21 protein-coding genes and 1 pseudogene are annotated in these 25598 nt (G+C 74.2%); 14 read left to right on the top strand and 8 right to left on the bottom strand.

Features of this window, described 5'->3' with window-relative positions; all coding sequences use genetic code 11:
* The 3 genes from ACIA79_RS12770 to ACIA79_RS12760 form a co-directional block, all read right to left on the bottom strand.
* Entirely contained in the window at positions 1–720 is a 720-nt protein-coding gene (locus ACIA79_RS12770) for a CoA-transferase subunit beta (RefSeq protein ID WP_399428222.1), read from the bottom strand.
* Positions 717–1550: a CoA transferase subunit A gene (locus ACIA79_RS12765; protein WP_399428221.1), complete on the bottom strand. Its 834-nt coding sequence runs from the start codon at positions 1548–1550 to the stop codon at positions 717–719. Before ACIA79_RS12765 ends, ACIA79_RS12770 begins: the two co-directional genes overlap by 4 nt.
* Positions 1551–1741: 191 nt before the next feature.
* Positions 1742–2509 (bottom strand): enoyl-CoA hydratase family protein, encoded by a 768-nt coding sequence (locus ACIA79_RS12760; protein ID WP_399428220.1) that lies wholly within the window; start codon positions 2507–2509, stop codon positions 1742–1744.
* A 54-nt stretch (positions 2510–2563) separates the two neighbouring features.
* Here ACIA79_RS12760 and ACIA79_RS12755 point away from each other — a divergent pair, with 54 nt between their 5' ends.
* From ACIA79_RS12755 to ACIA79_RS12745, 3 genes are all read left to right on the top strand, one after another.
* Positions 2564–3337: an SDR family oxidoreductase gene (locus ACIA79_RS12755; protein WP_399428219.1), complete on the top strand. Its 774-nt coding sequence runs from the start codon at positions 2564–2566 to the stop codon at positions 3335–3337.
* Positions 3334–4254 (top strand): SDR family oxidoreductase, encoded by a 921-nt coding sequence (locus tag ACIA79_RS12750; protein ID WP_399428218.1) that lies wholly within the window; start codon positions 3334–3336, stop codon positions 4252–4254. The genes ACIA79_RS12755 and ACIA79_RS12750 overlap by 4 nt, the downstream gene beginning before the upstream one ends.
* A gap of 239 nt (positions 4255–4493) precedes the next feature.
* Positions 4494–5552, top strand: a complete 1059-nt coding sequence (locus tag ACIA79_RS12745) for a hypothetical protein (protein WP_399428217.1) — start codon at positions 4494–4496, stop codon at positions 5550–5552.
* Here the strand turns inward: ACIA79_RS12745 and ACIA79_RS12740 are convergent.
* A complete protein-coding gene (locus tag ACIA79_RS12740) occupies positions 5549–6886 on the bottom strand; it encodes an alpha/beta hydrolase family protein (protein WP_399428216.1) in 1338 nt (445 codons plus the stop codon). The two genes, ACIA79_RS12745 and ACIA79_RS12740, sit on opposite strands and share 4 nt — an antisense overlap.
* Positions 6887–7007: 121 nt before the next feature.
* On the opposite strand from ACIA79_RS12740, the gene ACIA79_RS12735 reads away from it, so the two are divergent.
* Together ACIA79_RS12735 and ACIA79_RS12730 are read left to right on the top strand one after the other, a co-directional pair.
* Positions 7008–8069: an ArsR/SmtB family transcription factor gene (locus ACIA79_RS12735; protein WP_399428215.1), complete on the top strand. Its 1062-nt coding sequence runs from the start codon at positions 7008–7010 to the stop codon at positions 8067–8069.
* A gap of 201 nt (positions 8070–8270) precedes the next feature.
* Positions 8271–8663 carry a ribonuclease domain-containing protein gene (locus ACIA79_RS12730; protein ID WP_399428214.1) on the top strand — a complete coding sequence of 131 codons (393 nt, stop codon included), beginning with the start codon at positions 8271–8273 and terminating at the stop codon, positions 8661–8663.
* Between the two features lie 61 nt (positions 8664–8724).
* Here the strand turns inward: ACIA79_RS12730 and ACIA79_RS12725 are convergent, their stop codons facing one another.
* Positions 8725–9648 carry a hypothetical protein gene (locus tag ACIA79_RS12725; RefSeq protein ID WP_399428213.1) on the bottom strand — a complete coding sequence of 308 codons (924 nt, stop codon included), beginning with the start codon at positions 9646–9648 and terminating at the stop codon, positions 8725–8727.
* Between the two features lie 304 nt (positions 9649–9952).
* Between ACIA79_RS12725 and ACIA79_RS12720 the strand changes: the two genes are divergently transcribed.
* A complete protein-coding gene (locus ACIA79_RS12720; protein WP_399428212.1) occupies positions 9953–10729 on the top strand; it encodes a S1 family peptidase in 777 nt (258 codons plus the stop codon).
* Here the strand turns inward: ACIA79_RS12720 and ACIA79_RS12715 are convergent.
* The gene (locus tag ACIA79_RS12715) at positions 10704–12563 is read right to left on the bottom strand and encodes a beta-galactosidase family protein (protein WP_399428211.1); all 1860 of its coding nucleotides are present in this window, start codon (positions 12561–12563) and stop codon (positions 10704–10706) included. The two genes, ACIA79_RS12720 and ACIA79_RS12715, sit on opposite strands and share 26 nt — an antisense overlap.
* A 133-nt stretch (positions 12564–12696) precedes the next feature.
* Between ACIA79_RS12715 and ACIA79_RS12710 the strand changes: the two genes are divergently transcribed.
* From ACIA79_RS12710 to ACIA79_RS12690, 5 genes are all read left to right on the top strand, one after another.
* Positions 12697–13584 (top strand): helix-turn-helix domain-containing protein, encoded by an 888-nt coding sequence (locus ACIA79_RS12710; RefSeq protein ID WP_399428210.1) that lies wholly within the window; start codon positions 12697–12699, stop codon positions 13582–13584.
* 11 nt (positions 13585–13595) lie between these two features.
* Entirely contained in the window at positions 13596–13931 is a 336-nt protein-coding gene (locus ACIA79_RS12705; protein ID WP_399428209.1) for a chorismate mutase, read from the top strand.
* Between the two features lie 225 nt (positions 13932–14156).
* Positions 14157–16712, top strand: coding sequence for an aminopeptidase N (gene pepN / locus ACIA79_RS12700; protein ID WP_399428208.1), 2556 nt, complete (start codon positions 14157–14159; stop codon positions 16710–16712).
* 107 nt (positions 16713–16819) lie between these two features.
* Positions 16820–18274, top strand: coding sequence for a pyridoxal phosphate-dependent decarboxylase family protein (locus tag ACIA79_RS12695; RefSeq protein ID WP_399428207.1), 1455 nt, complete (start codon positions 16820–16822; stop codon positions 18272–18274).
* Positions 18271–19647 (top strand): lysine N(6)-hydroxylase/L-ornithine N(5)-oxygenase family protein, encoded by a 1377-nt coding sequence (locus ACIA79_RS12690; RefSeq protein ID WP_399428206.1) that lies wholly within the window; start codon positions 18271–18273, stop codon positions 19645–19647. Before ACIA79_RS12695 ends, ACIA79_RS12690 begins: the two co-directional genes overlap by 4 nt.
* Here ACIA79_RS12690 and ACIA79_RS12685 read toward each other — a convergent pair.
* Positions 19644–21449 (bottom strand): bifunctional metallophosphatase/5'-nucleotidase, encoded by a 1806-nt coding sequence (locus ACIA79_RS12685; RefSeq protein ID WP_399428205.1) that lies wholly within the window; start codon positions 21447–21449, stop codon positions 19644–19646. The two genes, ACIA79_RS12690 and ACIA79_RS12685, sit on opposite strands and share 4 nt — an antisense overlap.
* A gap of 111 nt (positions 21450–21560) precedes the next feature.
* Here ACIA79_RS12685 and ACIA79_RS12680 point away from each other — a divergent pair, with 111 nt between their 5' ends.
* Positions 21561–22259 (top strand): SIMPL domain-containing protein, encoded by a 699-nt coding sequence (locus tag ACIA79_RS12680; RefSeq protein WP_399428204.1) that lies wholly within the window; start codon positions 21561–21563, stop codon positions 22257–22259.
* A gap of 145 nt (positions 22260–22404) precedes the next feature.
* Here the strand turns inward: ACIA79_RS12680 and ACIA79_RS12675 are convergent, their stop codons facing one another.
* Entirely contained in the window at positions 22405–23043 is a 639-nt protein-coding gene (locus ACIA79_RS12675) for a TetR/AcrR family transcriptional regulator (RefSeq protein WP_399428203.1), read from the bottom strand.
* Between the two features lie 101 nt (positions 23044–23144).
* On the opposite strand from ACIA79_RS12675, the pseudogene ACIA79_RS12670 reads away from it, so the two are divergent.
* Together ACIA79_RS12670 and pyk are read left to right on the top strand one after the other, a co-directional pair.
* Positions 23145–24032 (top strand): annotated as a pseudogene (locus ACIA79_RS12670) (RNA polymerase sigma factor); the annotation flags it as partial.
* 138 nt (positions 24033–24170) lie between these two features.
* Positions 24171–25598, top strand: coding sequence for a pyruvate kinase (gene pyk, locus ACIA79_RS12665; RefSeq protein ID WP_399428202.1), 1428 nt, complete (start codon positions 24171–24173; stop codon positions 25596–25598).

The following is a 25598-nucleotide window of genomic DNA, read 5'->3' as shown; positions in this document are numbered from 1 at the left end:
TCACCGCACCTCACGCTCGCGCGCCCCGTCCGGGTCGAGGACCTCCCGGATGATCCGCAGCTCCTCGGCGGTCGGCTCCCGGGTGTACGGGACGTCATCGCCGCCCGCGAGCGGGAAACCGGTCGCCGCCCGGACCTGCTCCACCGTGACGCCGGGGTGGAGCGAGGCCAGCCGCATCGAACGGTCGGGCGTGGCGAAGTCGAGGACGGCGAGGTCGGTGACCACGCGCGGGATGCGGTGGAAGGGCGCGGAGCCCGGCGGGACACGGTCGTACCCGATGCCGCAGACCATGTCGACCCGCTCCACGAAGACGCGCGGGGAGTGCCGGGGGACCCAGTAACTGGTCGGGTGGTTCAGGGTGTTGACCGGCGCACCGCGCACGCCCAGGAGCTGGCGGAGGGGCCGGGACCGGTCACCGATGCACGAGATGTTCTGGTTGCCGTACCGGTCGAGCTGGCTCGCGCCCATCATCACGTGCCGTCGCCCGCCGGTGACGAGCGCGAGGTGGTCGCGGTAGGGCAGCCAGCCCTCGACCGTGCCGTCGGGCCGTACGAGCAGCGCCTCGCCGTCGGTGAGCAGCAGGTCGGGGGAGAAGGTGAGCCGGGCGAGCCGGGCGCCCAGGGACGGGATCAGCCCCATGGGGCCGGCGAGCACCTCGCCGTCGCCGCGCCAGGCGTCGGCGCAGGCGATGACGCAGTACTCGGCGCGGGACACGGTCACTTCCCCTCCTCGTGCCAGGCCCGGACGGCCGCCTGGTAGGCGCCCTCGCCGCCCGCCAGGAACCGGCCGGCGAACGCGGGCCAGGGCGTGGACGCGTACAGCCGCTGGAACGCCTCGTCGCGCGCGTAGTCGGGCGCGCAGGAGGTGAAGTGCGCGCCGTTGGGCGCCTCGACCACGCCGGTGACGTACTGCCGCTGGATCAGCAGGGTCTGCGGTGCCGCGTCGGCGGTGAGGGCGGCGGTCGGGACGCACTGCTCGCAGGAGACGTACGCGGTGTCGGCGGCGCGGCAGAACAGGTCGTCGAAGTACGGGTCGGGGCCGAGGTACTGGCCGTTGCCGAGGCGGTCGGCGCGGTTGACGTGGACGAGAGCGGCGTCCATGCGCAGGGCCGGGACGGCGACGAACTCCTCGCCGTCGTCGTACGGGGAGCGGACCGTGCGCAGGCCGGGGAAGGCCCGCATGACGCCGGAGCCGAGGCCGGCGCGGGCGGGGAGGAAGGGCAGGCGGTTCGCGGCGGCGTGCAGGCCCCACAGGAACATCGCCTCGTCGAGCTCCGTGAGGGCGAGACCACCGCTCTCGCGGGCCGCCCGGAAGTGCGGCTCCAGCGGGATGGAGTCGAGGGTGACGAAGGCGGCGACGAGCCGGCGGATCCGGCCGGCGGCGGCGAGCAGGCCGACGTCCGGACCACCGCACGAGATCACGGTGAGATCGGTGATCTCCGACCGGAGCAGCGCTCTTACCAGAGTCATGGGCTTACGGCGGGACCCCCAGCCGCCGATGCCGATGGTCATGCCGCTGCGCAGTCGCGCCACGACCTCGTCCGCCGTCATGACCTTGCCCCTCGCGACCCGGTCGGTCCCGGGCCCGTCCCTCCCGGTCCCGTCGCTCCCGGTCCCGTCGCTCCGGGGCCTGCCGGTCCCGGCCCGCTCGCTCCCGGTCCTCTCGGCCGCGGCCCTGCCTCCGGCGGTTCCGTCCGCCATGGTTCCGTCCGTCGTGGTCCGGTGGTTCGTCGCCCTGTCCGTCACGGCCGGCCGCCCTCTCCCGTCCCGGCGGCCCCGAAGGTGCCGCGAACCCGGTCGGCGACCCCGCTCAGGGCCGCCTCGAAGGTGAAGCCCTGTTCGAAGCGGTAGCTGCGGCGCACGTCGACCGGGTCGACCCCGTTGATCGCGGCTTTGGCGAGCCGCAGCAGGTACCCGTCCTTGCGCGCGATCTCCCGTGCCAGGTCCAGCGCGGCCTCCCGCAGCCCCTCACGCGGCACGACCCGCCACACCGACCCGTGGGCGTGCAGCTCGGCGGCCGTGGCGGTCCGCGAGGTGAAGTACAGGGCGCGCATCAGGTGCCGGGGGACCAGCCGGGCCAGATGGGTGGCCGCGCCCAGCGCGCCCCGGTCGAGCTCGGGCAGCCCGAACACGGCGTCGTGCGAGGCCACGACCGCGTCGGCGTTGCCGACCAGCCCGATGCCGCCGCCCAGGCAGAAGCCCTGCACCGCCGCCACCACCGGCACCTCGCACTCGTACACCGCCGCGAACGCCTCCGCGCAGGCGCGGTTGACGCCGATCAGCGCCGTGCGGCCGGCGTCGTCCCGCTGCAACTCCTTGAGGTCGACACCCGCGTTGAAGCCCCGGCCGGCCGCCGCGAGGACCACGCAGCGCGTGTCCGGGTCATGCCCGGCGGCGCGCACGGCGTCGGCGAGCCCGTACCAGCCCCGCACGGGAAGGGCGTTGACGGGCGGCACGTCGACCTCGACGACCGTGACCCCCTCGGCGGGGTTCGTGGTGGAGACACCCATGAGCCGATCAGCTACCTTTCCACCAAACGTTTGTTAGGCGGAAGGTAGCAGCGGATGGAGCTCGACGGGAGGGTCGCGGTCGTCACCGGCGGCACGCGCGGCGTCGGCGCCGGCATCGCACGGGCCTGCCTGGCGGCGGGCGCCCAGGTGGTGGTCTGCGCCCGGAGACCACCGCCGCAGCCGGTGCGGGCGGCCGGCCGCCGGGCTGCGTTCCGCCCGCTCGACCTGCGCGACCCGGCCGCCGTACGGGACTTCTTCGCGGACGTGGCGGCCACGCACGGCCGTCTCGACGTCCTGGTCAACAACGCGGGCGGCACGCCGTACCGGACGCTCGCCGGCGGGAGCGCCGAGCAGCACCGGCGGGTCGTGGAGCTGAACCTCCTCGCGCCGCTGACCGCCTCCCTCGCCGCGTACGAGCACCTGCACGCCGCCCGCGGCTCGATCGTGATGGTCGGCAGCGTGAGCGGGACGCGCCCGTCACCCGGCTCGGCGGCGTACGGCGCGGCCAAGGCCGGCCTGGACCACCTGGCCCGCTCGATGGCCGCCGAGTGGGCGCCCGGCGTACGGGTCAACACCCTGCTCCTCGGCATGGTCCGCACCGAACTCGCCCACCTGCACTACGGCGACGAGGAGGGCGTCGCCGCCGTCGCGCGCACCGTCCCCCTGGGGCGGCTCGCCGAGCCGTCCGACGCCGGCGACGCGGCGGTCTTCCTCGCCTCCGACCGTGCCGCGTACATCACCGGCGCCTCGCTCCTCGTCCACGGCGGCGGCGAACGCCCCGCGTTCCTTGACGCCGCGACCGCCAGCCCCCAAGGAGACCCGACATGAACCCCACGGCCGGACTCTGCCCGGGCCGCGTCGTCGCCGTCACCGGCGCCGGCCGGGGTCTCGGACGCGCCCACGCCCTCGCCTTCGCCGCCGAGGGCGCCCGCGTCGTCGTCAACGACCTGGGTGTCGGCCCCGACGGCACCCCGGCCGCCGACAGCCCCGCGCGGGAGGTTGCGGCGGAGATCCGTGCCGCGGGCGGCGAAGCCGTCGCACACGGCGGCGACATCGCCACCACCGACGGCGCAGCCTCGCTCGTCGCCACCGCGCTGGACGCCTTCGGCGGGCTCGACACCCTCGTCAACAACGCGGGCTTCCTGCGCGACCGCATGCTCGTCAACCTCGGCGAGGAGGACTGGGACGCCGTCGTACGCGTCCACCTCACGGGTCACTTCCTGCCTCTCAAGCACGCCGCGGCCCACTGGCGCTCCGAGGCGAAGGCGGGCCGCACCCCCCGGGCCCGCGTGGTCAACACCAGTTCCGGAGCCGGGCTCCTCGGCAGCGTCGGACAGGCCAACTACGCCGCCGCCAAGGCGGGCGTCCTCGCCCTCACCCTCGTCGCGGCCGCCGAACTCGCCCGTTACGGCGTCCAGGTCAACGCCGTCGCCCCCGCCGCCCGCACCCGCATGACCGAGCGCACCTTCGCCGCCGCCATGGCCGCTCCGGCCGACGGCGGCTTCGACGCCATGGCACCCGGGAACGTCTCACCGCTCGTGGTCTGGCTCGGCTCCCCGGCGTGCGAGGGGGTCACCGGACGCGTCTTCGAGGCGGAGGCCGGCCGCATCACCGTCATGGACGGCTGGCGCCGCGGCCCCACCGCCGACCGGCCCGGCCGCTGGACCCCCGCCGCCGCCGGACAGGCCGCCCGCTCCCTCCTGGCCGCGGCGCAGAAGCCGCTCCCCGTCTACGGCACGACGTAGCCGCCCGGCCGCGCACCGCCCACACCCGGCGCACCGCTCACACCCGGCACACCGCGCACGGCGTCCCGCACGGCGTCTTCACAGGGCCGGGCGGGACCCTCAGCATGGGGGAGGCGCAGGGGCGGGCAGGGCACAGGAGGAGACCCGCAGGAGGAGGCCCGTGCGAACGGGCCCGCAGGAGGTGGCCCGTACGAGGGGGCCGTACGTGCACATCCCGTACGAAGTGCGAGGGGGCGCAGATGCGGACGCAGATGCGGGAACGGGCGACGAAAGCGGTGTGGGGGCTGGTCGCGGGCAGCGCCTCCACATGGGGTGCGGCACAGGTCACCCGCGGGGTGGAACTGGACGGCCCGGCCGGCCGGCAGGCGGCGGTCGTGCTCATCGTGCTCGCACTGGCGAGGCTGGCCCATCTGCCGGTCCTGGCGCTGAAGCACGGACTGCCCCGGCTGGGGCGCGTCGGCGCCGTACGCCGTCACGAGGGGGCGGTGGGCTGCACGGTCACCGCCGCCATGGTGGGCGGCGTCGTGGTGGCGGCCCCCTTCCTGTGGTGGCTGGCGGAGGCCGTGTGCGGGTTGCTGGACCTCCCCCTGCGCATCTCCGGCGCCCGGCCCCTGGTGGTCGTCGCGCTGGCGGACCTGCTGCTGGGCATGGCTCTCACCGCACTGCGCGGTCCGCTCACGGCGGCAGGCAGGGCGCAGGGCGCGGTGGGCCGGCTCGGCCGCCTGGCCGTGTGCTTCGGGGTGCTGTGGCTCCTGACGGCGGTGCTCGACGGCATCCGGCCGGACGCCGGCGCGTGGTGGCGGACCCTCCTCGTCATGGTGGCGCTCGCCGTGCTGTTCTCCCTGCTCGGCACCGGGTTCACGCTCTGGCACGACCTGGGGTGGCCCGCCCTGCGGCGAATGGTGCTCCGGACGCTGCCGTTCCTCGCCCTGGGCTCCGTCGCCGGCAGCGCGCTGATGCTGTGGCTGGTGTCCTGGTTCAGCACGGCGCTGCGGCCCACGCTCCACGTCTCGGGCTCGGGCACCTTCCTGCTGGGCGGGCTCGTCGCGGCGGCGCTGATGTGGGCGGCGGGCCTGCCGTTCTTCCTGCGCGGCCTCGGGCGCCGGGGCCTGAGCCTGCGCGCCCAGCCGCGGCCGGGCGGGGCGTACGGGCCCGACGAGCCGTACGGCGCCATGCGCCGCCTCGCGGTGCGCGCCACCGGCTTCGGCTTCCTCTGGCCACGGCCTCGCCCCACCGCTGCCCCGGCCCGCGGCCCGGCGTCGGCCGCGGCCCCGGACCCCTGGCCCGACCGGGCCTAGACGAGGCCCGGCCTCCCCAGGTGCCGGGTGAAGAAGCCGCGCACCCGGTCGCGCACCAGGGGCACCGACACGGCGGGCTCCAGTGTGCCGACCAGTCCGGCCCGGTCCTCGGAGCTCATCAGCCCGGCGGCCTGCAACTGCGGTGCGATGGCGGCGTAGTCGGTGAAGACCGCGTGGCCGGCGCGGTCGACGCGGCAGCGCCGGACGCGTCCCCCCGAGCGGGCGGCCACCGCCGACCACGAGGGCTCCAGGGCCTGCCCGTGGCGGAAGCCGTCCGTACGCACCAGCAGCAGCGGCCGGTCCACCCCGTCCCGCGCGACCGGGAACAGTTCTCCCGCCCCGCCGGGCGTCCGGGCCGGATGGTCCAGATAGCCCTCAAGATCGATCGCCGCGGCGATGCGGCGGTCCTCGTACAGCGCCTGGGCCGCGGTGGTGCCGCCCGCCGAGTGGCCGTAGACGCCCACCCGGCGCAGGTCCAGCGCCCTGCCGAGATGCTCCGGCAGCGGACGCCCGGCGGCGTCGGGGTTGCCGCCGGCCGCCAGGACCGCCAGCCGGTCGAGGACGAACCGGACGTCCGCGACACGGGTTTCGATCATGGTGCGGAAGAGCCCGGGGTCCGTCCGCGGGTCACCGCGGAAGACGGTGGTGCGCAGGGGGTCGTCCCGGTACGCCGTGGTGCCGGGGAACTCGACCTCGCTGGCGTCCCCGGGGTGATCGACGGTCACCACCACGTACCCGTGGCTCGCCAGCTCCTCGGCGACCCCGGTGCCGAACGTGCGGGCGTCACCGCCACCGGGGCTGTACAGCACCACCGGCCGCCGCACGGGCTGCGCGGGGGCGCCGGTGTGGGCATGGGTCAGGGTCGCCGCCCAGTCCACCCCCGCCTTCGGCAGCTCGGGGTGCTGGTGAGCGGGGACGAACCCCGCGAAGAACTCCGCGGCCCCCCGCGTCATCTGCGGTGCCCGCGGGCAGCCCCGCACGGTGCGGGCCGGGTAGAGGACGGTGGCCATGACCTCCCGTACGGGAACCTCCGGCGCCCACGGATCGCGCCGGTCGCGGTCGACCAGGTACAGCGTGGTCACTCCGACCCGGTGGCGGCCGGTCGGGGCCGGCAGCGTCAGGACGACGTCCTCGCCGGCAGCCCGTGCCGCGTCGCGCGTCCCCGCCCGCGACGGCCCGCGCGCCCCCGCCGGGGCAGCGTCGCGCGTCCCCGCCCGTGCCGCCTCGCACGCCCGTGCCTGCGCGGTCGCGCCGGCCCCGCCGCTCAGCAGCGCGGCCGCCAGTACGGCAGCCGACCTGGTCACGGTTCGCCGGTCCATGGTGCCTCCGGACATGATGTTCTCCTCGTGCGTCGTACGCCGGTGTCGTGTGGTGCATGCTGGCGGGCGACGCGGAGCACGGGCGATCATCGAGGCCCTGCCCGAAAGGATGGCGCACAGCCGCCGGGGGAGCGCAGTGATCCGGATCCACCTCACGGCCGACGACTTCGCGCGGGTGCGGTTCCCCGCCCGCCCCGCCCCGCTGCAGGAGCTGAACGCGGCCTTCATGCAGCTGTTCCGCCCCGGCGGCGACCTGCTCCTCGGCCACTGGCGGCAGCGGCTGCTCCGCTCCCTGCCGGCCGCCGCCGCACCGCTGGCCGACCTGGTGCCCGCGGCCGTGGCGCCGCGCTTCCTCGATGTGCTCGGCGACGGCCTGGAGGACGCGCTGGACGGCGTACGGGCGGCCCCGCCCGCCTTCGTACGCTCCGAGCTGGAGCGGGCGTACGCCCACCACGCCGCTCCCGCCCCGCCGTGGGTCCGGGGCCTGCACCGGGGCGACACCGACGCCTGGCAGCGGTTGCGCCGGGCGCAGAGCGCGGCCTTCGGCACGGTCCTGGGCCCGGTGTGGGAGGTGGTGCGGGACCTGCACCGGGCGGAGTTCACACGCCACGCCGTGACCGTGGCCGAGCACGGCGTCGGCGCCGCGCTCACCGAGCTCGTCCCGGGCAGCCGGCTGCGCGGCGGGGTGTGGGAGTGGGAGGCGGCGGGGGAGGCGGCCCCGGGGGACCAGGACATCGCACTGAACGGCCGCGGCCTCGTCCTGCTGCCGACCTTCCACTGGACCGGCCGCCCGCTGCTCGCCGAACCGCCCGGCGGCCCCCTCGGCGTGACCTACCCCGCCGGTACGGGGCCGCCGCCCACGCCGTACGGCCCCGGCGGCACGCACGAAGCGCTGGCCGGGGTGCTCGGCCGGACCCGCCTGGACATCCTGCTGCTGCTCGCCGAGCAGCACACCACCGGCGGGCTCGCCCGGCGGCTGCGGGTCAGCGACGCCACCGTCTCCGCCCACACCGCCGCCCTGCGCGCCGCGGGCCTGATCACCACCGTCCGCGCCGGCAAGTCCGTCCTGCACGAACGCACCGCCCTGGGCGGCCTGCTGGCGCGCGACGGCGCGCCGGCCCGCGCGCGCCCGGACGCGGCCCCGCCGGGCCGGGCCGCGGACGCCGTCCCGCCCGGGGGCACCCGCGGCGCCCGGTGAAGGCCGCGCTCGGGGGCGGCCCCGCGGCGCCCGGTGGAAGCCGCGTCCGGAGCGGCCCGGCACCCGCCGCCCGGGGACAGCCGCGTCCGGGGCGGCGGCACCCGCGGCGCCCGGTGAAGGCCGCGTTCACCGTTCCGCCCAAACGTGCGGATCGCGTCAACGTGGCCCCGGCGCACGGGTGTTCGCCGCCAGGATGAGCCCATGCGCATCCCCCCGCGTATCAGCATGCTCGCCGCCGCCACCGCCCTGCTGCCCGCGCTGCTCGCGGGCCCGGCCGCCGCGAGCGCACCCGTACGGCCCGACCGGCAGGACGTCGGCGACGTCTGCCTGTCCGCCCTGCCCGCGCAGGCCCACGACACCCTCGACCTGATCGACTCCGGCGGTCCCTACCCCCACCCCGAGGACGGCGACGTCTTCGAGAACCGCGAGGGGATCCTGCCGCGCCACGACACCGGCTACTACCGCGAGTACACCGTCGCCACCCCCGTTTCCCCCGACCGCGGCGCGCGCCGCGTCGTCACGGGCGCGCCGGAGGAGCACTACTACACGGCCGACCACTACGCGTCCTTCGACCTGGTCGACCACGGCTGCTGACGGACGGCCGGGGCCGCCGGCGCTCACCGCCGCCGGCGGGGCACCCGGCGGCCGCGGCGTCTCAGGTGTCGCACTCCAGCACCGTCCGGCACAGCCCGCACCGGGCGCGCACCCGGCCCCGGACCGGGACGCGGATGCGCTGGTGGCAGGTGGGGCACGGGAAGGAGACGCGCAGCCCCGGGCCGCCGGGCCCGCCGCCCTCGAAGGCGTACGGCACCTCGGGGGCGGCAGGCGCGGCGGGCCGGGCGCCCGGTCGGTCCTGCGCGGCGCGCCGGTCCTTGGCGTACCGGTGGCGGCCCACCCGGCCCGCGGCCGTCAGCGGGGGCCGGCGGCCGTCGCACAGCGCCTCCGCGCGGCCCCGGGTGTACGCGGTGTAGGCCTGCGGGCTGGTGAACCACGGCGACGGGTCCTCGTCGAACGCCAGCGCGCGCTTGGCGAGGACGTACCCGAACTCCTCCGGCGTGAGGTAGCCCAGCTTCTGGCTCGTCACGCCGTCCTCCCGGTAGGCGTCCAGCAGCAGCCACCCGGCGCCCAGGTAGGTCGTCACCGTGTCCGTCAGGATCTCGTTGTCCCGCGTCCCCGGGAAGCTCAGGCCCAGCCGGTGCAGCAGCACGTGCGTGATCTCGTGGGCCAGCGCGGCCCCGATGTCCCGCCGGTGGGTGCGGAAGCGGTCGTTCAGCTCGATGAAGTACTCCGGCCCGGCAGCCAGTTCGACGCTCGCCGCGTGCTCCATCTCCCGGAAGCTCACGATCATCCGCGCCTCCGGCAGCCGCAGCTGCTGCACCAGCGCGTGCGCCACCCGCTGCGCCCCCAGGTGCAGGTCGTCGGCGTCCGCGAAGGCCACGTCCGCGGGGGCGACACTCGTGCCGTAGGCGTACAGACCCTCGGTGCTCAGCCGCCGGTACACCGCCGTGATCGCCGCCCGCACGGTGGCGAGGTGCGGGTAGCCGTGCACGACCTCGCTGCCGACATTGCCGTTCGCCACGTCCCGTACCCCCAAGCACGACGCCGAGCCGACCTGCTTCAACTGTACGGCGGCACGTACGGGCGGTATGCGCGGCGTATGCGGCATGGGCGGTGTGCGCGGCATGTGAGGTATGCGCGCTGTGCGGGTGAGGGGCGGGCCAGGGGCGGGCGAGGGGCCGGGTGGCCGAAAAGACGCTCTTGTGGCGCCCGAGATCACCTCCGGACAATCGGAGCCACGCCTTGACGAGCCCATGTCACCGAACTGCCGGGTGGCACCGGGCCGTCTCGCGCGCAAGGCACAACCCCCCACGAAAGGCAGACAGTTGAACAAGCTTCTTCGCACGTTCAAGAGATGCGCGGCGGCAGGTGCCGTGATACTCGCCGCGATCAGCCTCCAGCCCCTCTCCTCCGCCCAGGCCGCCCCCCAGCCCGTCGTCGGCGGCACCCGCGCCGCGCAGGGCGAGTTCCCGTGGATGGTCCGGCTCTCCATGGGCTGCGGCGGCGCGCTCTACACCCAGCAGATCGTCCTGACCGCCGCCCACTGCGTCAGCGGATCCGGGAACAACACGAGCATCACCGCCACCGCCGGTGTCGTGGATCTGCAGAGCGCCAGCGCCATCAAGGTCAAGTCCACCAAGGTCCTCCAGGCCCCCGGCTACAACGGCAAGGGCAAGGACTGGGCGCTGATCAAGCTCGCCCGCCCGATCAACCTGCCCACGCTGCCGATCGCCACCACCACGGCGTACAACAGCGGCACGTTCACCGTCGCCGGCTGGGGCGCGGCCCGCGAGGGCGGCAGCCAGCAGCGCTACCTGCTCAAGGCACAGGTGCCGTTCGTCTCCGACGCCAGCTGCCAGCAGTCGTACGGCAACGACCTCGTGCCGGGCGAGGAGATCTGCGCCGGTTACGCCCAGGGCGGTGTCGACACCTGCCAGGGCGACTCCGGAGGCCCCATGTTCCGCAAGGACAACGCCGGGGCGTGGATCCAGGTAGGCATCGTCAGCTGGGGTGAGGGCTGCGCACGGCCCGGCTACCCCGGCGTCTACACCGAGGTGTCCACCTTCGCCGCCGCCATCAAGTCCGCGGCCGCCACGCTCTAGCCGACCGGGGGAGGGGCCGTTCCACCGGGACCGGCCCCTCCTGCGCCCGCCGCGGCGCCAGCCGTACGCAGCCACCCGCGGCGCCCTCCACCTCCAGCACCCACACCTCGTTCGCGCCCCGCCGCAGCACCGGGCCCGGCACGAACAGCGACTCCTGCGGGCCCACGTGCCAGTACCGCCCCAGGCAGAAGCCGTTCACCCACACGAACCCCCGGGTCCAGCCCGGCAGTTCCAGCGCCGCGTCCCCCGGCCCGGACACCTCCGCGACCGCCCGGTACAGCCCCGGCCCTCCCGGACCCGCAGGCCCGCCGGCGCCCGTCGCCGGCGTGAGCGGCGTGCACGGCGTGAACGGCACCTCCGCCACCCCCTCCGCCGTGAACGCGTCGAGCCGCAGCCCCCGCGCCAGCACCCCGTGCACGTACTGGCGCTCGTGCCGCACCCCGCCCGTGATGCCCTTGCGCTCCCCGAGCCGCGGCCCGTAGTTCACCCGGCCCAGCGACTCCACCCACAGCTCCACCGCCGCCGGCCCCGCCACCGGCTCCGCGAGCACCGCGTCCCCCGCATCCAGCACGCCCACGCGCACCCCGTCCACGTACACCACCGCACGGTCGCGCAGTCCCGACACCGACAGCGGGTACGGCCGCCGCGGCCCCGGTACCCGCAGCCGGTAGCGCACCAGCCCGCGGTCCACGCCGAGCTCCTCGAAGTCCGGGGGCACCGGACCGCTCCGCTCCTCGTCGCCCAGCGCCTCCAGGACGCCGTCCAGGGGCGCCCACTCCACCGCGGCGGCCCGCACCGGCGCCGCCAGCCGCGCGGGCGGCGGGGGCACGTCCGGCAGCGGAGCCGCCGCGTACTCCTGCAGCACCGACCGGAACGCCCAGAACTTCGCCGTCGGCAGCCCCGCCTCGTCGACCGGCGCGTCGTAGTCGTACGACGTCACCGTCGGCTCCAGCGGTCCGTCGTGCAGCGGACCCGCCCGGTTCGCCCCCGCCCAGCCGCCGAAGGTCGAGCCGCCGTGCGCCATGTACACGTTGACCGACGCCCCGCACTCCAGGATCTCCCGCAGTGCCGCCGCCGCGTCCCGCGCGTCCCGCACGGCGTGCCCGTCCCCCCAGTGGCCGAACCAGCCGCACCAGAACTCCATGCACATCAGCGGCCCCCGCGGCTGGTGGCGCCGCAGCACCTCGAAGGCCTCCCGCGCCCCCGACCCGAAGTTCACCGTGGCCAGGACGCCCGGGACCGACCCGCCGGTGAGCATGTGGTCCTCGGGCCCGTCCGACGTGCACAGCGGCACGGTCACCCCGCAGGCCCCCAGCAGATCGGCGACGTACCGCGGACAGCCCCGGTCCGAGCCCCAACTGCCGTACTCGTTCTCCGCCTGCACCATCAGCACCGGGCCCCCGCGGTCGATCTGCCGCGCCACCACCTGGGGCAGCAGCGAGCGGAACCAGCGGGTGACATGGCCGAGGTACGCGGCGTCCCCCGTCCGCACCCGCCGCCCCAGCCGGCCCGTCAGCCAGTGCGGCAGCCCCCCGTTATCCCACTCGGCGCAGATGTACGGGCCCGGCCGCACGATCGCCCACAGACCGGCCTCCCGCACCGCGTCCAGGAAGCGGCCCAGGGCCTCCACGTCCCGGTACCGGCCGGGCTCCGGCTCGTGCAGGTTCCAGGGGACGTACGTCTCCACGCAGTTCAGGCCCATCGCGCGGAGCATCGCCAGCCGGTGGTCCCACTGCTCCTCGTGCACCCGGAAGTAGTGCAGCGCACCCGACAGCAGCCGCACGGGCCGCCCGTCCAGCAGGAAATCCTCGTCACCCACCGCGAACCCGGCCACGGCCCCACCCCTCTTCCGGTCACGTCCCGCGACCCGAGCCTCGCCCTCTGGCGGCAGGCCGGTCCATGGACAAAGATGCAGCGCTGTGTGGACCCGAGGACGACGCGGACACGGGGGTCAGGGAGGCCGAAGGATGTACCACACCTGGATGCGCTTCTTCACGCCCGGCCCCCAGCACCGGCGCCTGGGCCTGGTCTGCCTCGGCGTCGGCCTCCAGCACGGCACCCTGCCCACGGTCGGCCCCCGCACCCTCGACCACCACGTCGCCGTCGTGATCACCGCGGGCAGCGGCTGGTACCGCTGCCCCGACGGGCGGCGCCTGACCGTCACCGCGCCCGCCCTGCTCTGGCTCACCCCCGGCGTCCCGCACCACTACGCACCCGACCCGGCCACCGGCTGGGACGAGGGGTTCGTCGACTTCACCGGCCCCGTCACCGCCACCTACACCGAACTCGGCTACATCGAGCCCGACCGCCCCCTCGTCCCGCTCGGCGACGCCGGCCCCGCCCGCTCCGTCATCGGCCGCATCGCGCGGGCGGCCCGGCACGGCAACCCGCTCCTCGAGGTGGAGACGTCCGCCGCCGTCCACGAACTCCTGGTCGCCCTGCGCCGCGCCCGCGCCGGCACCACCGCCGACGGCGACCCCGTCCTGGACGCCCTCGCCCGCGACGCCTGCCGGCCGCTGTCGGTCGCCGAGCACGCCGCCCGCCACGGCATGACCCCCGCCGAGCTGCGCACGGCGGTGCGCCGCGGCGCCGGGTGCACCCCCAAGGACTACCTCCTCGGCATCCGCCTCGGGCGCGCCAAGGAGCTCCTCGCCGGCACCGAGCTGCCCGTCGCCGCGGTGGCGCGCCGCGTCGGCTACGACGACCCGGCGTACTTCTCGCGGCTGTTCGCCCGCCGCGTGGGCACCGCGCCGGTCCGCTTCCGCGAGCAGCAGGGGCGTACGGTGCCCGGCGGGTGGAGCACCCGGGTCCCAGATCCCGAACACCCGCCGACGATCGGCACCGGACCCGTCTAAGCTCGCCCCTCATGAGCACCAGCGAGATCGACGGCATCGACGATTCCGTCCAGGCGGAACTGAACGAGCTGCGCGAGAGCATCGACAACATCGACGCCGCGGTCGTCCACATGCTGGCCGAGCGTTTCAAGTGCACCCAGCGCGTGGGCCACCTCAAGGCCCGGCACCACCTGCCCCCGGCCGACCCGGCCCGCGAGGCCCGCCAGATCGCCCGGCTGCGCCGCCTCGCGGAGAGCGCGAAGCTCGACCCGACGTTCGCCGAGAAGCTGCTGAACTTCATCATCGCCGAAGTGATCAGGCACCACGAGCAGATCGCGGACGCCCCCCGCCCCCCGCGGGCGGACTGAGCCCCGGCGCCGCCTCCTGGGCCGGCCGCACCCGCGCACGCCTCGCTTCCGCGTACCGCCGCCGTGCACCGGGTACCGAGCGCCCGGCCGCCGCGCCGCGCGTACCGAGCGCCCGCGCCCGGCCGCCGCCCGCGCCCGCTCCCGCGTACCGCCCGCCGCGTCCCCGCGCTCAGCCGTGAGAAGAACTGGCGTGTCCGGCGTTCGGGCATCGGGCAGCATGGGGCCATGCCCGTACTGACGCGCGACGAAGCGCAGACCCGAGCCCAGCTCCTCGACGTCCAGCGGTACACCGTCGACCTCGACCTGACCACCGGTGACGAGACCTTCGACTCCACCAGTCTCATCCGGTTCACCGCCCGTACCGCCGGGGACACCTTCGTCGAGCTCAGGCCCGCCACCCTCCGCTCCGTCACGCTCGACGGGCAGCCCCTCGACCCCGAGGCGCTCACCGGCAACCGCTTCCCCCTCACCCTCACCGAGGGCCCCCACGAGCTGCGCGTCGACGCCGCGATGCGCTACTCGCGCACCGGCGAGGGCATGCACCGGTTCACCGACCCCAGCGACGGCGAGACCTACACGTACACCCAGATGTTCATGGAGGACGTCCAGCAGGTCTTCGCCGCCTTCGACCAGCCCGACCTGAAGGCCGTCTTCGAGCTGACCGTCACGGCACCGGACACCTGGACCGTCCTCGCCAACGGCATCACCACCCGCGGCTCCGACGGCCGCTGGCAGGCCGCCCCCACCCCCCGCATCTCCACCTACCTCGTCGCCGTCGCCGCCGGCCCCTGGCACTCCATCCGCACCGAGCACGCCGGTCTGCCCTTCGGCATCCACTGCCGCCGCTCCCTCGCGCCCTACCTCGACGCCGACGCCGACGAGATCCTCGACGTCACCCGCCAGTGCTTCGACCGCTACCACGAGAAGTTCGAGGAGCCGTACCCCTTCGACTCGTACGACCAGGCCTTCGTGCCCGAGTTCAACGCGGGCGCCATGGAGAACCCGGGCCTGATCACCTTCCGCGACGAGTTCGTCTACCGCTCCGCCGTCACCGTCACCGAGCGGCAGACCCGCGCCATGGTCATCGCCCACGAGATGGCCCACATGTGGTTCGGCGACCTCGTCACCCTCCAGTGGTGGGACGACATCTGGCTCAACGAGTCGTTCGCCGAGTACATGGGCTACCAGACCGTCAACGAGGCCACGAGCCGCTTCCCCGACACCTGGGTCGACTTCGGCGTCGTCCGCAAGCCCTGGGGGTACGACGCCGACCAGCGGCCCTCCACCCACCCCGTCGCCCCCGACCCCGAGGCCGTTCCCGACACCGCCTCCGCGATGCTGAACTTCGACGGCATCTCGTACGCCAAGGGCGCCTCCGCCCTACGCCAGCTCGTGGCCTGGATGGGGGAGAAGGAGTTCCTCGCCGGCATCAACGCCCACTTCGCCCGGCACAAGTTCGGCAACGCCACCCTCGCCGACTTCATCGACAACCTCGCCTCAGCCACCGACCGCGACGTCCACGGCTGGGCCGGGACCTGGCTGCGCACCACCGGCATCGACACCCTCACCCCCGTGTACGACCCCGCCGCCGGCACCCTCGACGTGCACCGCAGCGGCAGCCGCCCGCACCGCATCACCGTCGGCCTCTACGACCACGACCTCGGCGACGACGCCCGGCTCGTGCTGCGCGACCGCATCGAGATCGACGTACCGCAGACCGCCCCCACCACCGTCCCCGGACCCCGCCCCGCCCTGCTCGTCCTCAACGACGGCGACTACACCTACGCCAAGGTGCGCCTCGACGCCGCCTCGTGGGACACCGCCGTACGGTCCCTCTCCGGCATCCCCGACCCGATCACCCGCGCCGTCGTCTGGAACGCCGCCCGCGACATGGTCCGCGACGGCGAACTGGCCCCCACCGCCTACCTGACCGCCGCCCGCGCGCACCTGCCGCACGAGAAGGACCTCGCGATCGTCCAGGGCGTCCTCGGCTTCGCGTCCGCCCACATCACCGACCGCTACCTCGCCCCCGAGGACCGGCCCGCCGCGCTGTCCCTGCTCACCGACCTCACCCGCGACCTCATCCGCCGCACCGAGGACGGCAAGGACCCCGGCCTGCGGCTCACCGCCGTACGCCACTGCATCGACGCCGCCGCGCGGCCCGGCACCCTCCAGGGCTGGCTCGCCGAGGGCGCCGTACCGGGCGGACCCGACCTCGACCCCGAGCTGCGCTGGCGGATCCTCGGCCGCCTCGCCGTCCTCGGCGCCGTCGACGAGGCCGCGATCGCCGCCGAACTCGACCGCGACCCCAGCGCCACCGGCCAGGAAGGCGCCGCCCGCTGCCGCGCCGCCCTGCCGACCGCGGAGGCCAAGGCCGCAGCCTGGGAGCGCATGTTCACCGACGACTCCCTGTCCAACTACCTGTTCACCGCCATCGCGCAGGGCTTCTGGCAGCCCGAGCAGGCCGACCTCGTACGGCAGTACGTGCCGCGCTTCTACCCCGACGCCGCCGCCCTCGCCCGGCGCCGCGGCCCCGCCATCGCCGAGGCCGCCGGTCGCCACGCCTTCCCCGCCCACGCCGTCGACGCCGAAGCCCTCGCACTGGGCGAGCAGCACCTGGCCTCCGACGACCTCATCCCGGCGCTGCGCCGCAAGCTCGTCGACCAGCTCGACGACCTCCGCCGCGCGCTGCGCGTCCGGACCGCGGCGCAGACACAGACCGGGTCGCAGCCGCAGCCACCGGCGCAGGCCGCACCACCGGTACAGCCGCAGGACGCATAGCAGGCTCGGACGGCCGCGGCGTACCCCTCGCCGCGGCCGTCCTCCTTTCGGGTTGTGATCGCCCTCCACGGGAACCACCCGGCGCGGGCCCGGTCCACGCTGGGCCCATGAGCACCCCGTCCCTCGCCGGAGGTCCCGCAGGCCCCGACGCGCTGCGCCCCCTCGTCGACACCGTGCTCGACGCCCTGCACGAAGGCGCCGCCGCCCGCGTCGGCCCCCTGCCGCCCGGCGGCCCCGCGGCCGTCACCGCCCACGTCCGCCGGACCCTCGCCGCCGCCCCCGCTCCGGCCCCCGCCCACGCGGCCCCCGCCGGGCACGGCACCGCCCCGCCGGAAACCGGCGCGATCCCCCGTACCGGCACCGGGGAACACGAAGCGCTCACCACCCTCACCCGCCTCCTCGCCTACGGCGCCGCCGACCCCGCGCACCCCCACTGCGCCGCCCACCTGCACACCCCGCCGCTCGCACTTGCCGCCGCCGCCGACCTCGCCGCCGCCGCGCTCAACCCGTCCCTCGACTCATGGGACCAGGCCCCCGCCGCCGCCGCGCTCGAAGAGTCCGTCACCCGCGCCCTGGCCACCGAGGCGTATCCCACCGGCCCCGACCCCGACGCCCTGGTCACCACCGGCGGCACCGAGGCCAACCAGCTCGCCCTGCTCCTCGCCCGCGAACGCCACGGCCGCCTCGGCGCCACCGTCCAGACGGTGTGCGGCGCCGGCACCCACCACTCCGTCCACCGCGCCGCCTGGCTCCTCGGCCTGCCCGAACCCGTCACCGTCCCCGCCCCCGACGGCACCCTCGACCTCACCGCCCTCGACGCCGTCCTCTCCGGGCTGCGCGGCCCCCTCCTCGTCACCGCCACCGCCGGCACCACCGACACCGGCCGCATCGACCCGCTGACCGAGATCGCCGACCTGTGCGACGCCCACGGCGCCGACCTCCACGTCGACGCCGCCTACGGCGGCCCGCTGCTGTTCAGCGAGACCCGCCGCCACCTCCTCGCCGGCCTCGACCGCGCCCGCACCGTCACCTTCGACCTGCACAAACTGGGCTGGCAGCCGCTCGCCGCCGGACTCCTCGCCGTACCCGACCGCGCCCTGCTGCAGCCCCTCGCCCACACCGCCGACTACCTCAACGCCGACGACGACACCGAAGCCGGCCTGCCCGACCTCCTCGGCCGTTCCCTGCGCACCAGCCGCCGCCCCGACATCTTCAAGATCGCCGTCACCCTCCGGGCCCTCGGCCGCACCGGACTGGGCGCCCTCGTCGACCGGGTCTGCGACCTCGCCCAGCACCTCGCCGACCTCGTCGAGAAGCGCCCCCGCCTCGAACTCCACGAACGCCCCGCCCTCTCCACCGTGCTCTTCCGCCCGGCCGGCGCCGACGACACCGGGGTCGCCGCGATCCGCCGCACCCTCCTCACCGAAGGCCGCGCCGTCCTCGGCCGCGCCCGCGGCGCCGACGGACGCCTCTGGCTGAAGGCCACCCTGCTCAACCCCCACACCACCCCCGACGACCTGGCACAGATCCTCAACCTCGTGGAAGGCAGCACCACCCGATGACCGCACCCGGACCCCAGAGCAGCCTCGAACAGCCCCACGACCTGGTGGGCATCGGCATCGGCCCGTTCAACCTGTCCCTCGCCGCCCTGGCCCACGGCGTCCCCGGCGGACTCGCCACCGCCTTCTACGAGCAGCGGCCGTCCTTCCGCTGGCACCCCGGGCTCCTCATCGAGGGCACCACCCTCCAAGTGCCCTTCCTCGCCGACCTCGTCACGCTCGCCGACCCCACCAGCCCCTGGTCGTTCCTCAACTACCTGCGCCGCCGCGAGCGCCTCTTCCCCTTCTACTTCGCCGAGACGTTCCACATCCAGCGCACCGAGTACGACGCCTACTGCCGCTGGGTCAGCGACCACCTGCCCGGACTCCACTTCGGCCACCAGGTCGACGCCGTCCGCTGGAACAACGAACGCGACGTCTTCGAGGTCGACTACACCCAGCTCGACCCGGGCGGCGAAGCCGAAGCCCTCGGCCGCACCCACGCCCGGCACCTCGTCCTCGGCGTCGGCACCGAGCCGTACGTCCCCGAACCCCTCCGGCCCCTCGCCGCCGCCCCCACCGTCCCCGTCTTCCACTCCTCCGACTACCTGCACCACCGCGCCCGGCTCACCGCCGCCGACCACGTCACCGTCATCGGCTCGGGCCAGTCCGGCGCCGAGGTCTTCCTCGACCTCCTGCGCGCCCGCCCCGCCGGCGCCGAACGCATCCACTGGCTCGCCCGCACCGAGGCCTTCGCCCCCATGGAGTACTCCAAGCTCGGCCTGGAGCACTTCACCCCCGACTACACCCGCTACTTCCACGCCCTTCCCGAGCACGTCCGCAACGACCTCGTCCCCCGCCAGTGGCAGCTCCACAAGGGCATCGACGCCGGCACCATCGCCGCCATCCACGACGAGCTCTACCGCCGCAGCCTCGACGGCGGCTGGCCCGACGCCGTCCTCACCCCCGGCGTCCGCGTCCGCACCGCCGGCCGCCTCGCCACCACCAAGGTCGAACTGCACGTCGAGCACGTCCAGCAGGGCACCCGCGACCGCATCGTCACCGACGCCGTCGTCCTCGCCACCGGCTACCGCGAGCGCCCCCTGGACACCATCCTCGCCGGCCTCGACCCCTACCTGCGCCGCGACTCCGCCGGCCGGCCGCGCATCGACGACCAGTACCGGATGGTCCTCGACCCCTCCGTCACCGGCGCCGTCCACGTGCAGAACGCCGAGACGCACACCCACGGCGTCGGCACCCCCGACCTCGGCCTCGCGGCCTGGCGCGCCGCCACCATCCTCAACTCCCTCACCGGCAAGGAGCCCTACCCGCTGCCCCGCCGCACGGCGTTCACCAGGTTCGGGCTCCTGCCGCAGCAGCGCGGCGCCGGCCGCTAGGACGCCGCCTGGAACACCGGGACGCCGTCCCGGGTCAGCTTCCAGCCCACCGACGCGAACGCGGCCGGGTCCACCGTCCCCTTCGCCTGCACCCACTGGATGATCGTGTTGCGGATCTCGTCCGAGTTCGCCCACAGCTGCTGCGCCGCGGCGACGTGCGGGAACGCGCCACCGCCGCTCGCACGGTAGTTGTTCACCGCCAGCACGAACCGCGCCGCCGGGTCGAGCGGCTCGCCCTCGAACGACAGGTTCACGATCCGCGAACCGGCCGGCCGGGCGATGTCGATCTCGTACGTCAGCCCGTACACGGCGTCGTAGTTGTAGTCCGGCGTGCCGCCCGCGTTGGTCAGCTTCGCCGTGTCGACCGGCGCACCGGCCGGCGTCTGGACGTAGTACCGCGCCGAGTACTCCAGGTAGTCCTTGAGCTGGGCGCCCGTCATCAGCCGGGCCTCCAGCGTGTTCTCGAACGGGTACAGCCCCGCCGCGTCGCGGATCGTCACCCGGCCGGCCGGGATCTTCGCCGTACGGGAGAAGCAGGACGCCTGCGACAGCACCGGCAGCCCCGCGTACGCGCCGCCCGCCAGCGCCGCCTTCACCGTCTCCGCCTGCACGTGGTTGATCAGGTCGATGATCGGCTCGTCCTTCCACGGCGCGTCGGCCGTGGACATCGCGGCGGTGGAGGTGCCGATGACCTGATTGACGTACGCCACGACCTTCTCGTGCTCGTCACCGAGCAGCTTGACGATCTCCGGGTCCTCCTCGACGGTGTTGGAGTTCAGCACCTGCGCGCCGACCGTCTCCACCACCCAGCGGCCCTTCCGCCACACCAGGCCGAAGTCGAACAGGGTCAGCCGCTGACCCCACTTGAGCGGCTCGGACAGCACGACGTCCCGGCCCGTCTCCTTGTTCTTCACCCGGTACTCGGGGATCTCGGTGTGCGCGTGCCCGACCAGGATCGCGTCGATGCCCGGCACCTGCTCCGCCACGAGCGCCGCGGCGTTCTCGATGTACGGCAGCTGGTCCCCGTACGACGACGTCCCGCTCGACCCCGAGTGCGCCGACACGATCACCACGTCCGCGCCCATCGACCGCAGCCGCGGCACCCACTTCGCGGCCTGCTCCTCCAGCCCCGGGAACACCATTTTGCCGCTCACGTTCGCCTTGTCCCAGATCGCGATGCCCGGATTGGTGAGCCCGAGCACCGCCACCCGCACGTCCCGCCCGCACGGCGTACGCAGCCGGTGCATGCTGTACGGCGGGAACGCCGGCCGCAGCGTCTTGGCGTCCAGCGCGTTGGCGCCCAGCAGCGGGAAGTCGCACTGCTCCTGGAACTTCCGCAGGACCGGTATGCCGTAGTTGAACTCGTGGTTGCCCAGCGCGGCCGCGTCGTACCCGATGGCGTTCATGGCCTGCGCCATGGGATGCACCGGACCGCGGCGCGCCGTGATCGGGTCGACCTTCGCGTAGTAGTACGACAGCTGGGTGCCCTGGATGGTGTCACCCGCGTCGATGAGGAGCGTGTTGCGGCGGCCCTTCGCCGCCCGCACCTGCTCCACGAGCGTCGAGATCTTCGCGAGGCCGACGTCGTTGTGCGCCTTGTCGTCGAACTCCCTGTCCGTGAAGTAGTCCCAGTTGAAGACATTGCCATGGAGGTCGGTCGTGCCCATGACGGTGAAGGAGTACCGCTTCTCCCCACCCTTCCCCGGCGCGGCCGCGGCGGGTTCCACCAGGGCCCCGGCCAGGGCCGCACCGGCTCCGGCGGCGGCCGACCGCTCCAGGAAGGTCCTACGGTTCAGCGGCATGAGATCTCCTTCGTTCCGTCGCACAACGCGCGTAGATTCTGACGCAGCGGCGCTCCCGCCGGATAGGTGTGCCAGGTTTCGATCTGATGACCACGAGGAAAGGGACCCGCCATGACCAGTGACCTGCCGTACGGAACCGCCGAGGCCCCGCGCGTCGCCGTGCGCGGCGAAGCCCACCTGGAGGTCGACCCCGAAGTCGCCCGCATCGCCATCACGGTCGGCGCACGCGGAAAGGACCGGCGCAGCGCCCTGGAGGACCTGACCCGCCGCAACACCGCCGTGACCGACCTGGTCAAGACCTACGGCGACGCCGTCGAGAAGCTCGAGACCGGCTCCTTCTCCATCAGCCCCGAACTGAGCGGACACGGCAAGGGCGAACGCGCCCGCGCCTACCACGGCCGCGTCCACCTCACCGCCGAACTCACCGACTTCACGGCCCTCGGTGAACTGACGACCCGCCTCGCCGACCTGGAACTCACCCGCGTGGACGGCCCCTGGTGGGCGCTGCGCCCCGACTCACCCGCCCACCGCGAGGCCCGCCGCCAAGCCGTCAGGGAAGCGGTCCAGCGTGCCCGCGAGTACGCCGACGCCCTCGGCACCCGCCTCGCGGCCCTCGTCGAACTCGCCGACCTCGGCGCCGAGAACGCCTCCCCCTACCCCGCGGTCCCCGGCACCCGGGCCGGCGCGCCCCGCATGGCGTTCGCCGCCGAAGCCACGGAAGCGGCCCCCGCCCTCGACCTCGAACCGCAGCGCCAGACGGTCACCGCCCAGGTGAACGCACGCTTCACCATGCACCCCCCTCAGCTGTAGCCGGCCCCTGCGCCCCGAGTGCCGGCCCGGGGGATCGGCCGGACCCGCGCCGCTCCCAGGGGAGTGGCCCGCGCCGGACCCTCGATGTCCGAGTGTCCGCAGCGCCCCGCCGGCCCTGCACGCGACCGCACCCCGAGCGGGGGCTTCACCGCTCCAGCAGCGCGAAGACCCGGCGCGCCTCCGCCTCGTGCGCCCGCGCCACCGCGTCCGCACCGGCACCCGACAGCACGCGGTCCAGCAGCCGGGTGAACAACAGCCGCAGCGCCGCTCCCAGTTGAGCGGCCTCGGCGCGCGGTGCGATGTCCTCCTCCACCGCGGGGGCGTCCCCGGCGTCCTCCTCCGCCCCGTCCCACTCCGCCACGAGCACCTCCGCCAGCGCCGCCTCGCGCTGGTCGTGGAACTCCCGCAGCCGCGCCAGCAGGACCGGACTGTCGGCCAGCATCCGCGCGAACGGCTCCGGAGCGAAGCCGATCACCGGATCGCGGCGCGCCACCGCCGCCAGGTAGTCGTCCCGCAGCGCCTCCACCGGTGACGTACCCGGCGCGCGTCCGGCCACCACCCGCGCCGGCCCGGCCACGAAATCCTCGCTCAGATCGAGGACCAGGTCCTCCTTGCGCGGGAAGTAGTTCGTGACCGTCATCTTCGCCACGCCCGCCGCCGCGGCGACGTCCGCGATCGTCACCCGGTCGAAACCCCGCTCGATGAACAGGCCGGTCGCCGCGTCCGAGATCGCCTGCCTGGTCTGCTGCTTCTTCTGCTCCCGCAGGCCCTGTGCCGTACTCATGGAACCACCCTCTCATAGGTCGAACCCAAATTTATGCTTGACCTAGCTGCTAGGTCGAGCATAAATTTAGGTCGCACCCAAACACAGGGAAGGGCACCCGCTTGAACGACTACCTCCGCTCCATCGGCCGCACCCCCCTCCTCACCGCCGCCCAGGAAGTCGCCCTGGGCCACCGCGTCCAGACCGGCCTCCGCGCCGAAGAACGCATCGCCTCCACCGGCACCCCCACCCCCGAACTCGAACACCTCGTCCGCGACGGGCGCCGCGCCAAGAACCACATGCTGGAGGCCAACCTCCGCCTCGTCGTCTCCATCGCCAAACACCACACGAACCGCGGCCTCCCCCTCGCCGACCTCGTCCAGGAAGGCAACCTCGGCCTCCTGCGCGCCATCGAGAAGTTCGACCCCACCAAGGGCTTCAAGCTCTCCACGTACGCCACCTGGTGGATCAAACAGGCCATCGGCCGCGCTCTCGCCGACCAGTCCCGCACCATCCGCATCCCCGTCCACACGGTCGAGGAGATCAACCGGCTCGCCCGCGTCCGGCGCGATCTGACCGCCACCCTCGACCGCGAACCCACACCGGGCGAACTCGCCGCCGCCCTCGACACCACCGTCGAACGCGTCACCCGGCTCCAGCACTACGACCGCACCCCCGTCTCCCTCCACACCCCCCTCGGCGACTCCGCCGGCGACGGCGAACTCGGCGACGTCATCGAGGACACCGCCACCCCCACCGCCGAGGACGTCGTCGGCGCCGACCTCCTGCGCACCCACCTCCGCGCCCTCCTCGGCAAGTTCACCCCGCGCGAAGCCGGCGTCATCACCCTCCGGTACGGCCTCGACGGCGACGAGCCGCGCACCCTCGAGGACATAGGCAAGGTCTACGGCGTCACCCGGGAACGCATCCGGCAGATCGAAGCCAAGACCATGTCCAAACTCCGCCACCCGAGCCGCTCCAAGGGGCTGCGCGGCTATCTCGTCCCATGAGACGACACCCCCTGAACAACGCTCATCGGAGCGGGCCCCCGCACAATTCAACACTTGTCAATAACCTTTCACGGAAAGGTTGTTGAGTCGTCATGCGCGGCCAATTCTCTACCCGTCGGTAAGCTCTAGGGTCGAACCATGCGCCGAGCAAAAATCGTCTGTACCCTGGGGCCCGCCACCGACACATACGACCAGATCAAGGCACTGGTCGAGGCCGGAATGGACGTCGCCCGACTCAACCTCAGCCACGGCTCCTACGCCGAGCACGAGGAGCGTTACCAGCACGTACGCAAAGCCTCCGACGAAACCGGCCGCAGCGTCGGCGTACTCGCCGACCTTCAAGGCCCGAAGATTCGCCTCGGACGCTTCCGCGAAGGCCCCGTCCTCCTCGAACGGGGCGACGCATTCACCATCACCGTCGAACCCGTCGAAGGCGACCGCCACCTCTGCGGCACGACCTACGACGGCCTCGCCGGCGACGTCACCCCCGGCGAACGCATCCTCGTCGACGACGGCCGCGTCGCCCTCGACGTCACCTCCGTCGACGGCCCCCGCGTCCACACCACCGTCGTCGAAGGCGGCATGGTCTCCGACAACAAGGGCCTGAACCTCCCCGGCGTCGCCGTCTCCGTCCCCGCCCTCTCCGACAAGGACATCGACGACCTCCGCTGGGCCCTGCGCACCGGCGCCGACGTCATCGCCCTCTCCTTCGTCCGCAGCGGACGCGACATCGAGGACGTCCACCGGGTCATGGACGAGGAAGGCCGCCGCGTCCCCGTCATCGCCAAGGTCGAGAAACCGCAGGCCGTCGACAACATCGACGACATCGTCGCCGCCTTCGACGGCATCATGGTCGCCCGCGGCGACCTCGGCGTCGAAATGCCCCTCGAACAGGTACCGATCGTCCAGAAGCGCGCCATCAAGCTCGCCAAGCGCAACGCCAAACCGGTCATCGTCGCCACCCAGATGCTCGACTCGATGATCGACAACTCCCGCCCCACCCGCGCCGAGGCCAGCGACGTCGCCAACGCCGTCATCGACGGCACCGACGCCGTCATGCTCTCCGGCGAGACCAGCGTCGGCCGCTACCCCATCGAAACGGTCCGCACCATGGGCCGCATCGTCGAAGCCGCCGAGGAGGACCTCCTCGCCAAGGGCCTGACCCCCCTGACCGAACGCAACAAGCCCCGCACCCAGGGCGGCGCCGTCGCCCGCGCCGCCGCCGAAATGGGCGACTTCCTCGGCGCCAAGTACCTCGTCGCCTTCACCCAGTCCGGCGACACCGTCAAGCGCCTCTCCCGCTACCGCTCCCCGATCCCCCTGCTCGCCTTCACCCCGGCCCCGGCCACCCGCTCCCAGCTCACCCTCACCTGGGGCGTGGAGACCTTCCTCGGCCCGCACGTGGACTCCACGGACGCGATGGTCGCGCAGGTCGACGAGCAGCTCACCCGGATCGGCCGCTGCCGCGAGGGCGACCTCGTCGTCATCACCGCCGGCTCCCCGCCCGGCGTCCCCGGCTCCACGAACCTGGTCCGCGTCCACCGCATCGGCGACCGGGTCACCTGA

This window comes from Streptomyces sp. NPDC051310, assembly GCF_044455245.1.
In the GTDB taxonomy this organism is placed as follows: domain Bacteria; phylum Actinomycetota; class Actinomycetes; order Streptomycetales; family Streptomycetaceae; genus Streptomyces.
Note: the sequence above shows the minus strand (reverse complement) of the source record. Positions and strands in the feature narration are given on the sequence as shown.

Excerpts from the sequence above, each read along its gene's own strand:
- pyk (WP_399428202.1), top strand. The coding sequence starts at position 24,171 with ATGCGCCGAGCAAAAATCGTCTGTACCCTGGGGCCCGCCACCGACACA.
- ACIA79_RS12740 (WP_399428216.1), bottom strand. The coding sequence starts at position 6,886 with ATGTCCGGAGGCACCATGGACCGGCGAACCGTGACCAGGTCGGCTGCC.
- ACIA79_RS12745 (WP_399428217.1), top strand. The coding sequence starts at position 4,494 with ATGCGGACGCAGATGCGGGAACGGGCGACGAAAGCGGTGTGGGGGCTG.
- ACIA79_RS12695 (WP_399428207.1), top strand. The coding sequence starts at position 16,820 with ATGAGCACCCCGTCCCTCGCCGGAGGTCCCGCAGGCCCCGACGCGCTG.
- pepN (WP_399428208.1), top strand. The coding sequence starts at position 14,157 with ATGCCCGTACTGACGCGCGACGAAGCGCAGACCCGAGCCCAGCTCCTC.
- ACIA79_RS12690 (WP_399428206.1), top strand. The coding sequence starts at position 18,271 with ATGACCGCACCCGGACCCCAGAGCAGCCTCGAACAGCCCCACGACCTG.
- ACIA79_RS12730 (WP_399428214.1), top strand. The coding sequence starts at position 8,271 with ATGCGCATCCCCCCGCGTATCAGCATGCTCGCCGCCGCCACCGCCCTG.
- ACIA79_RS12680 (WP_399428204.1), top strand. The coding sequence starts at position 21,561 with ATGACCAGTGACCTGCCGTACGGAACCGCCGAGGCCCCGCGCGTCGCC.
- ACIA79_RS12765 (WP_399428221.1), bottom strand. The coding sequence starts at position 1,550 with ATGACGGCGGACGAGGTCGTGGCGCGACTGCGCAGCGGCATGACCATC.
- ACIA79_RS12755 (WP_399428219.1), top strand. The coding sequence starts at position 2,564 with ATGGAGCTCGACGGGAGGGTCGCGGTCGTCACCGGCGGCACGCGCGGC.
- ACIA79_RS12710 (WP_399428210.1), top strand. The coding sequence starts at position 12,697 with ATGTACCACACCTGGATGCGCTTCTTCACGCCCGGCCCCCAGCACCGG.
- ACIA79_RS12685 (WP_399428205.1), bottom strand. The coding sequence starts at position 21,449 with ATGCCGCTGAACCGTAGGACCTTCCTGGAGCGGTCGGCCGCCGCCGGA.
- ACIA79_RS12750 (WP_399428218.1), top strand. The coding sequence starts at position 3,334 with ATGAACCCCACGGCCGGACTCTGCCCGGGCCGCGTCGTCGCCGTCACC.
- ACIA79_RS12705 (WP_399428209.1), top strand. The coding sequence starts at position 13,596 with ATGAGCACCAGCGAGATCGACGGCATCGACGATTCCGTCCAGGCGGAA.
- ACIA79_RS12760 (WP_399428220.1), bottom strand. The coding sequence starts at position 2,509 with ATGGGTGTCTCCACCACGAACCCCGCCGAGGGGGTCACGGTCGTCGAG.
- ACIA79_RS12675 (WP_399428203.1), bottom strand. The coding sequence starts at position 23,043 with ATGAGTACGGCACAGGGCCTGCGGGAGCAGAAGAAGCAGCAGACCAGG.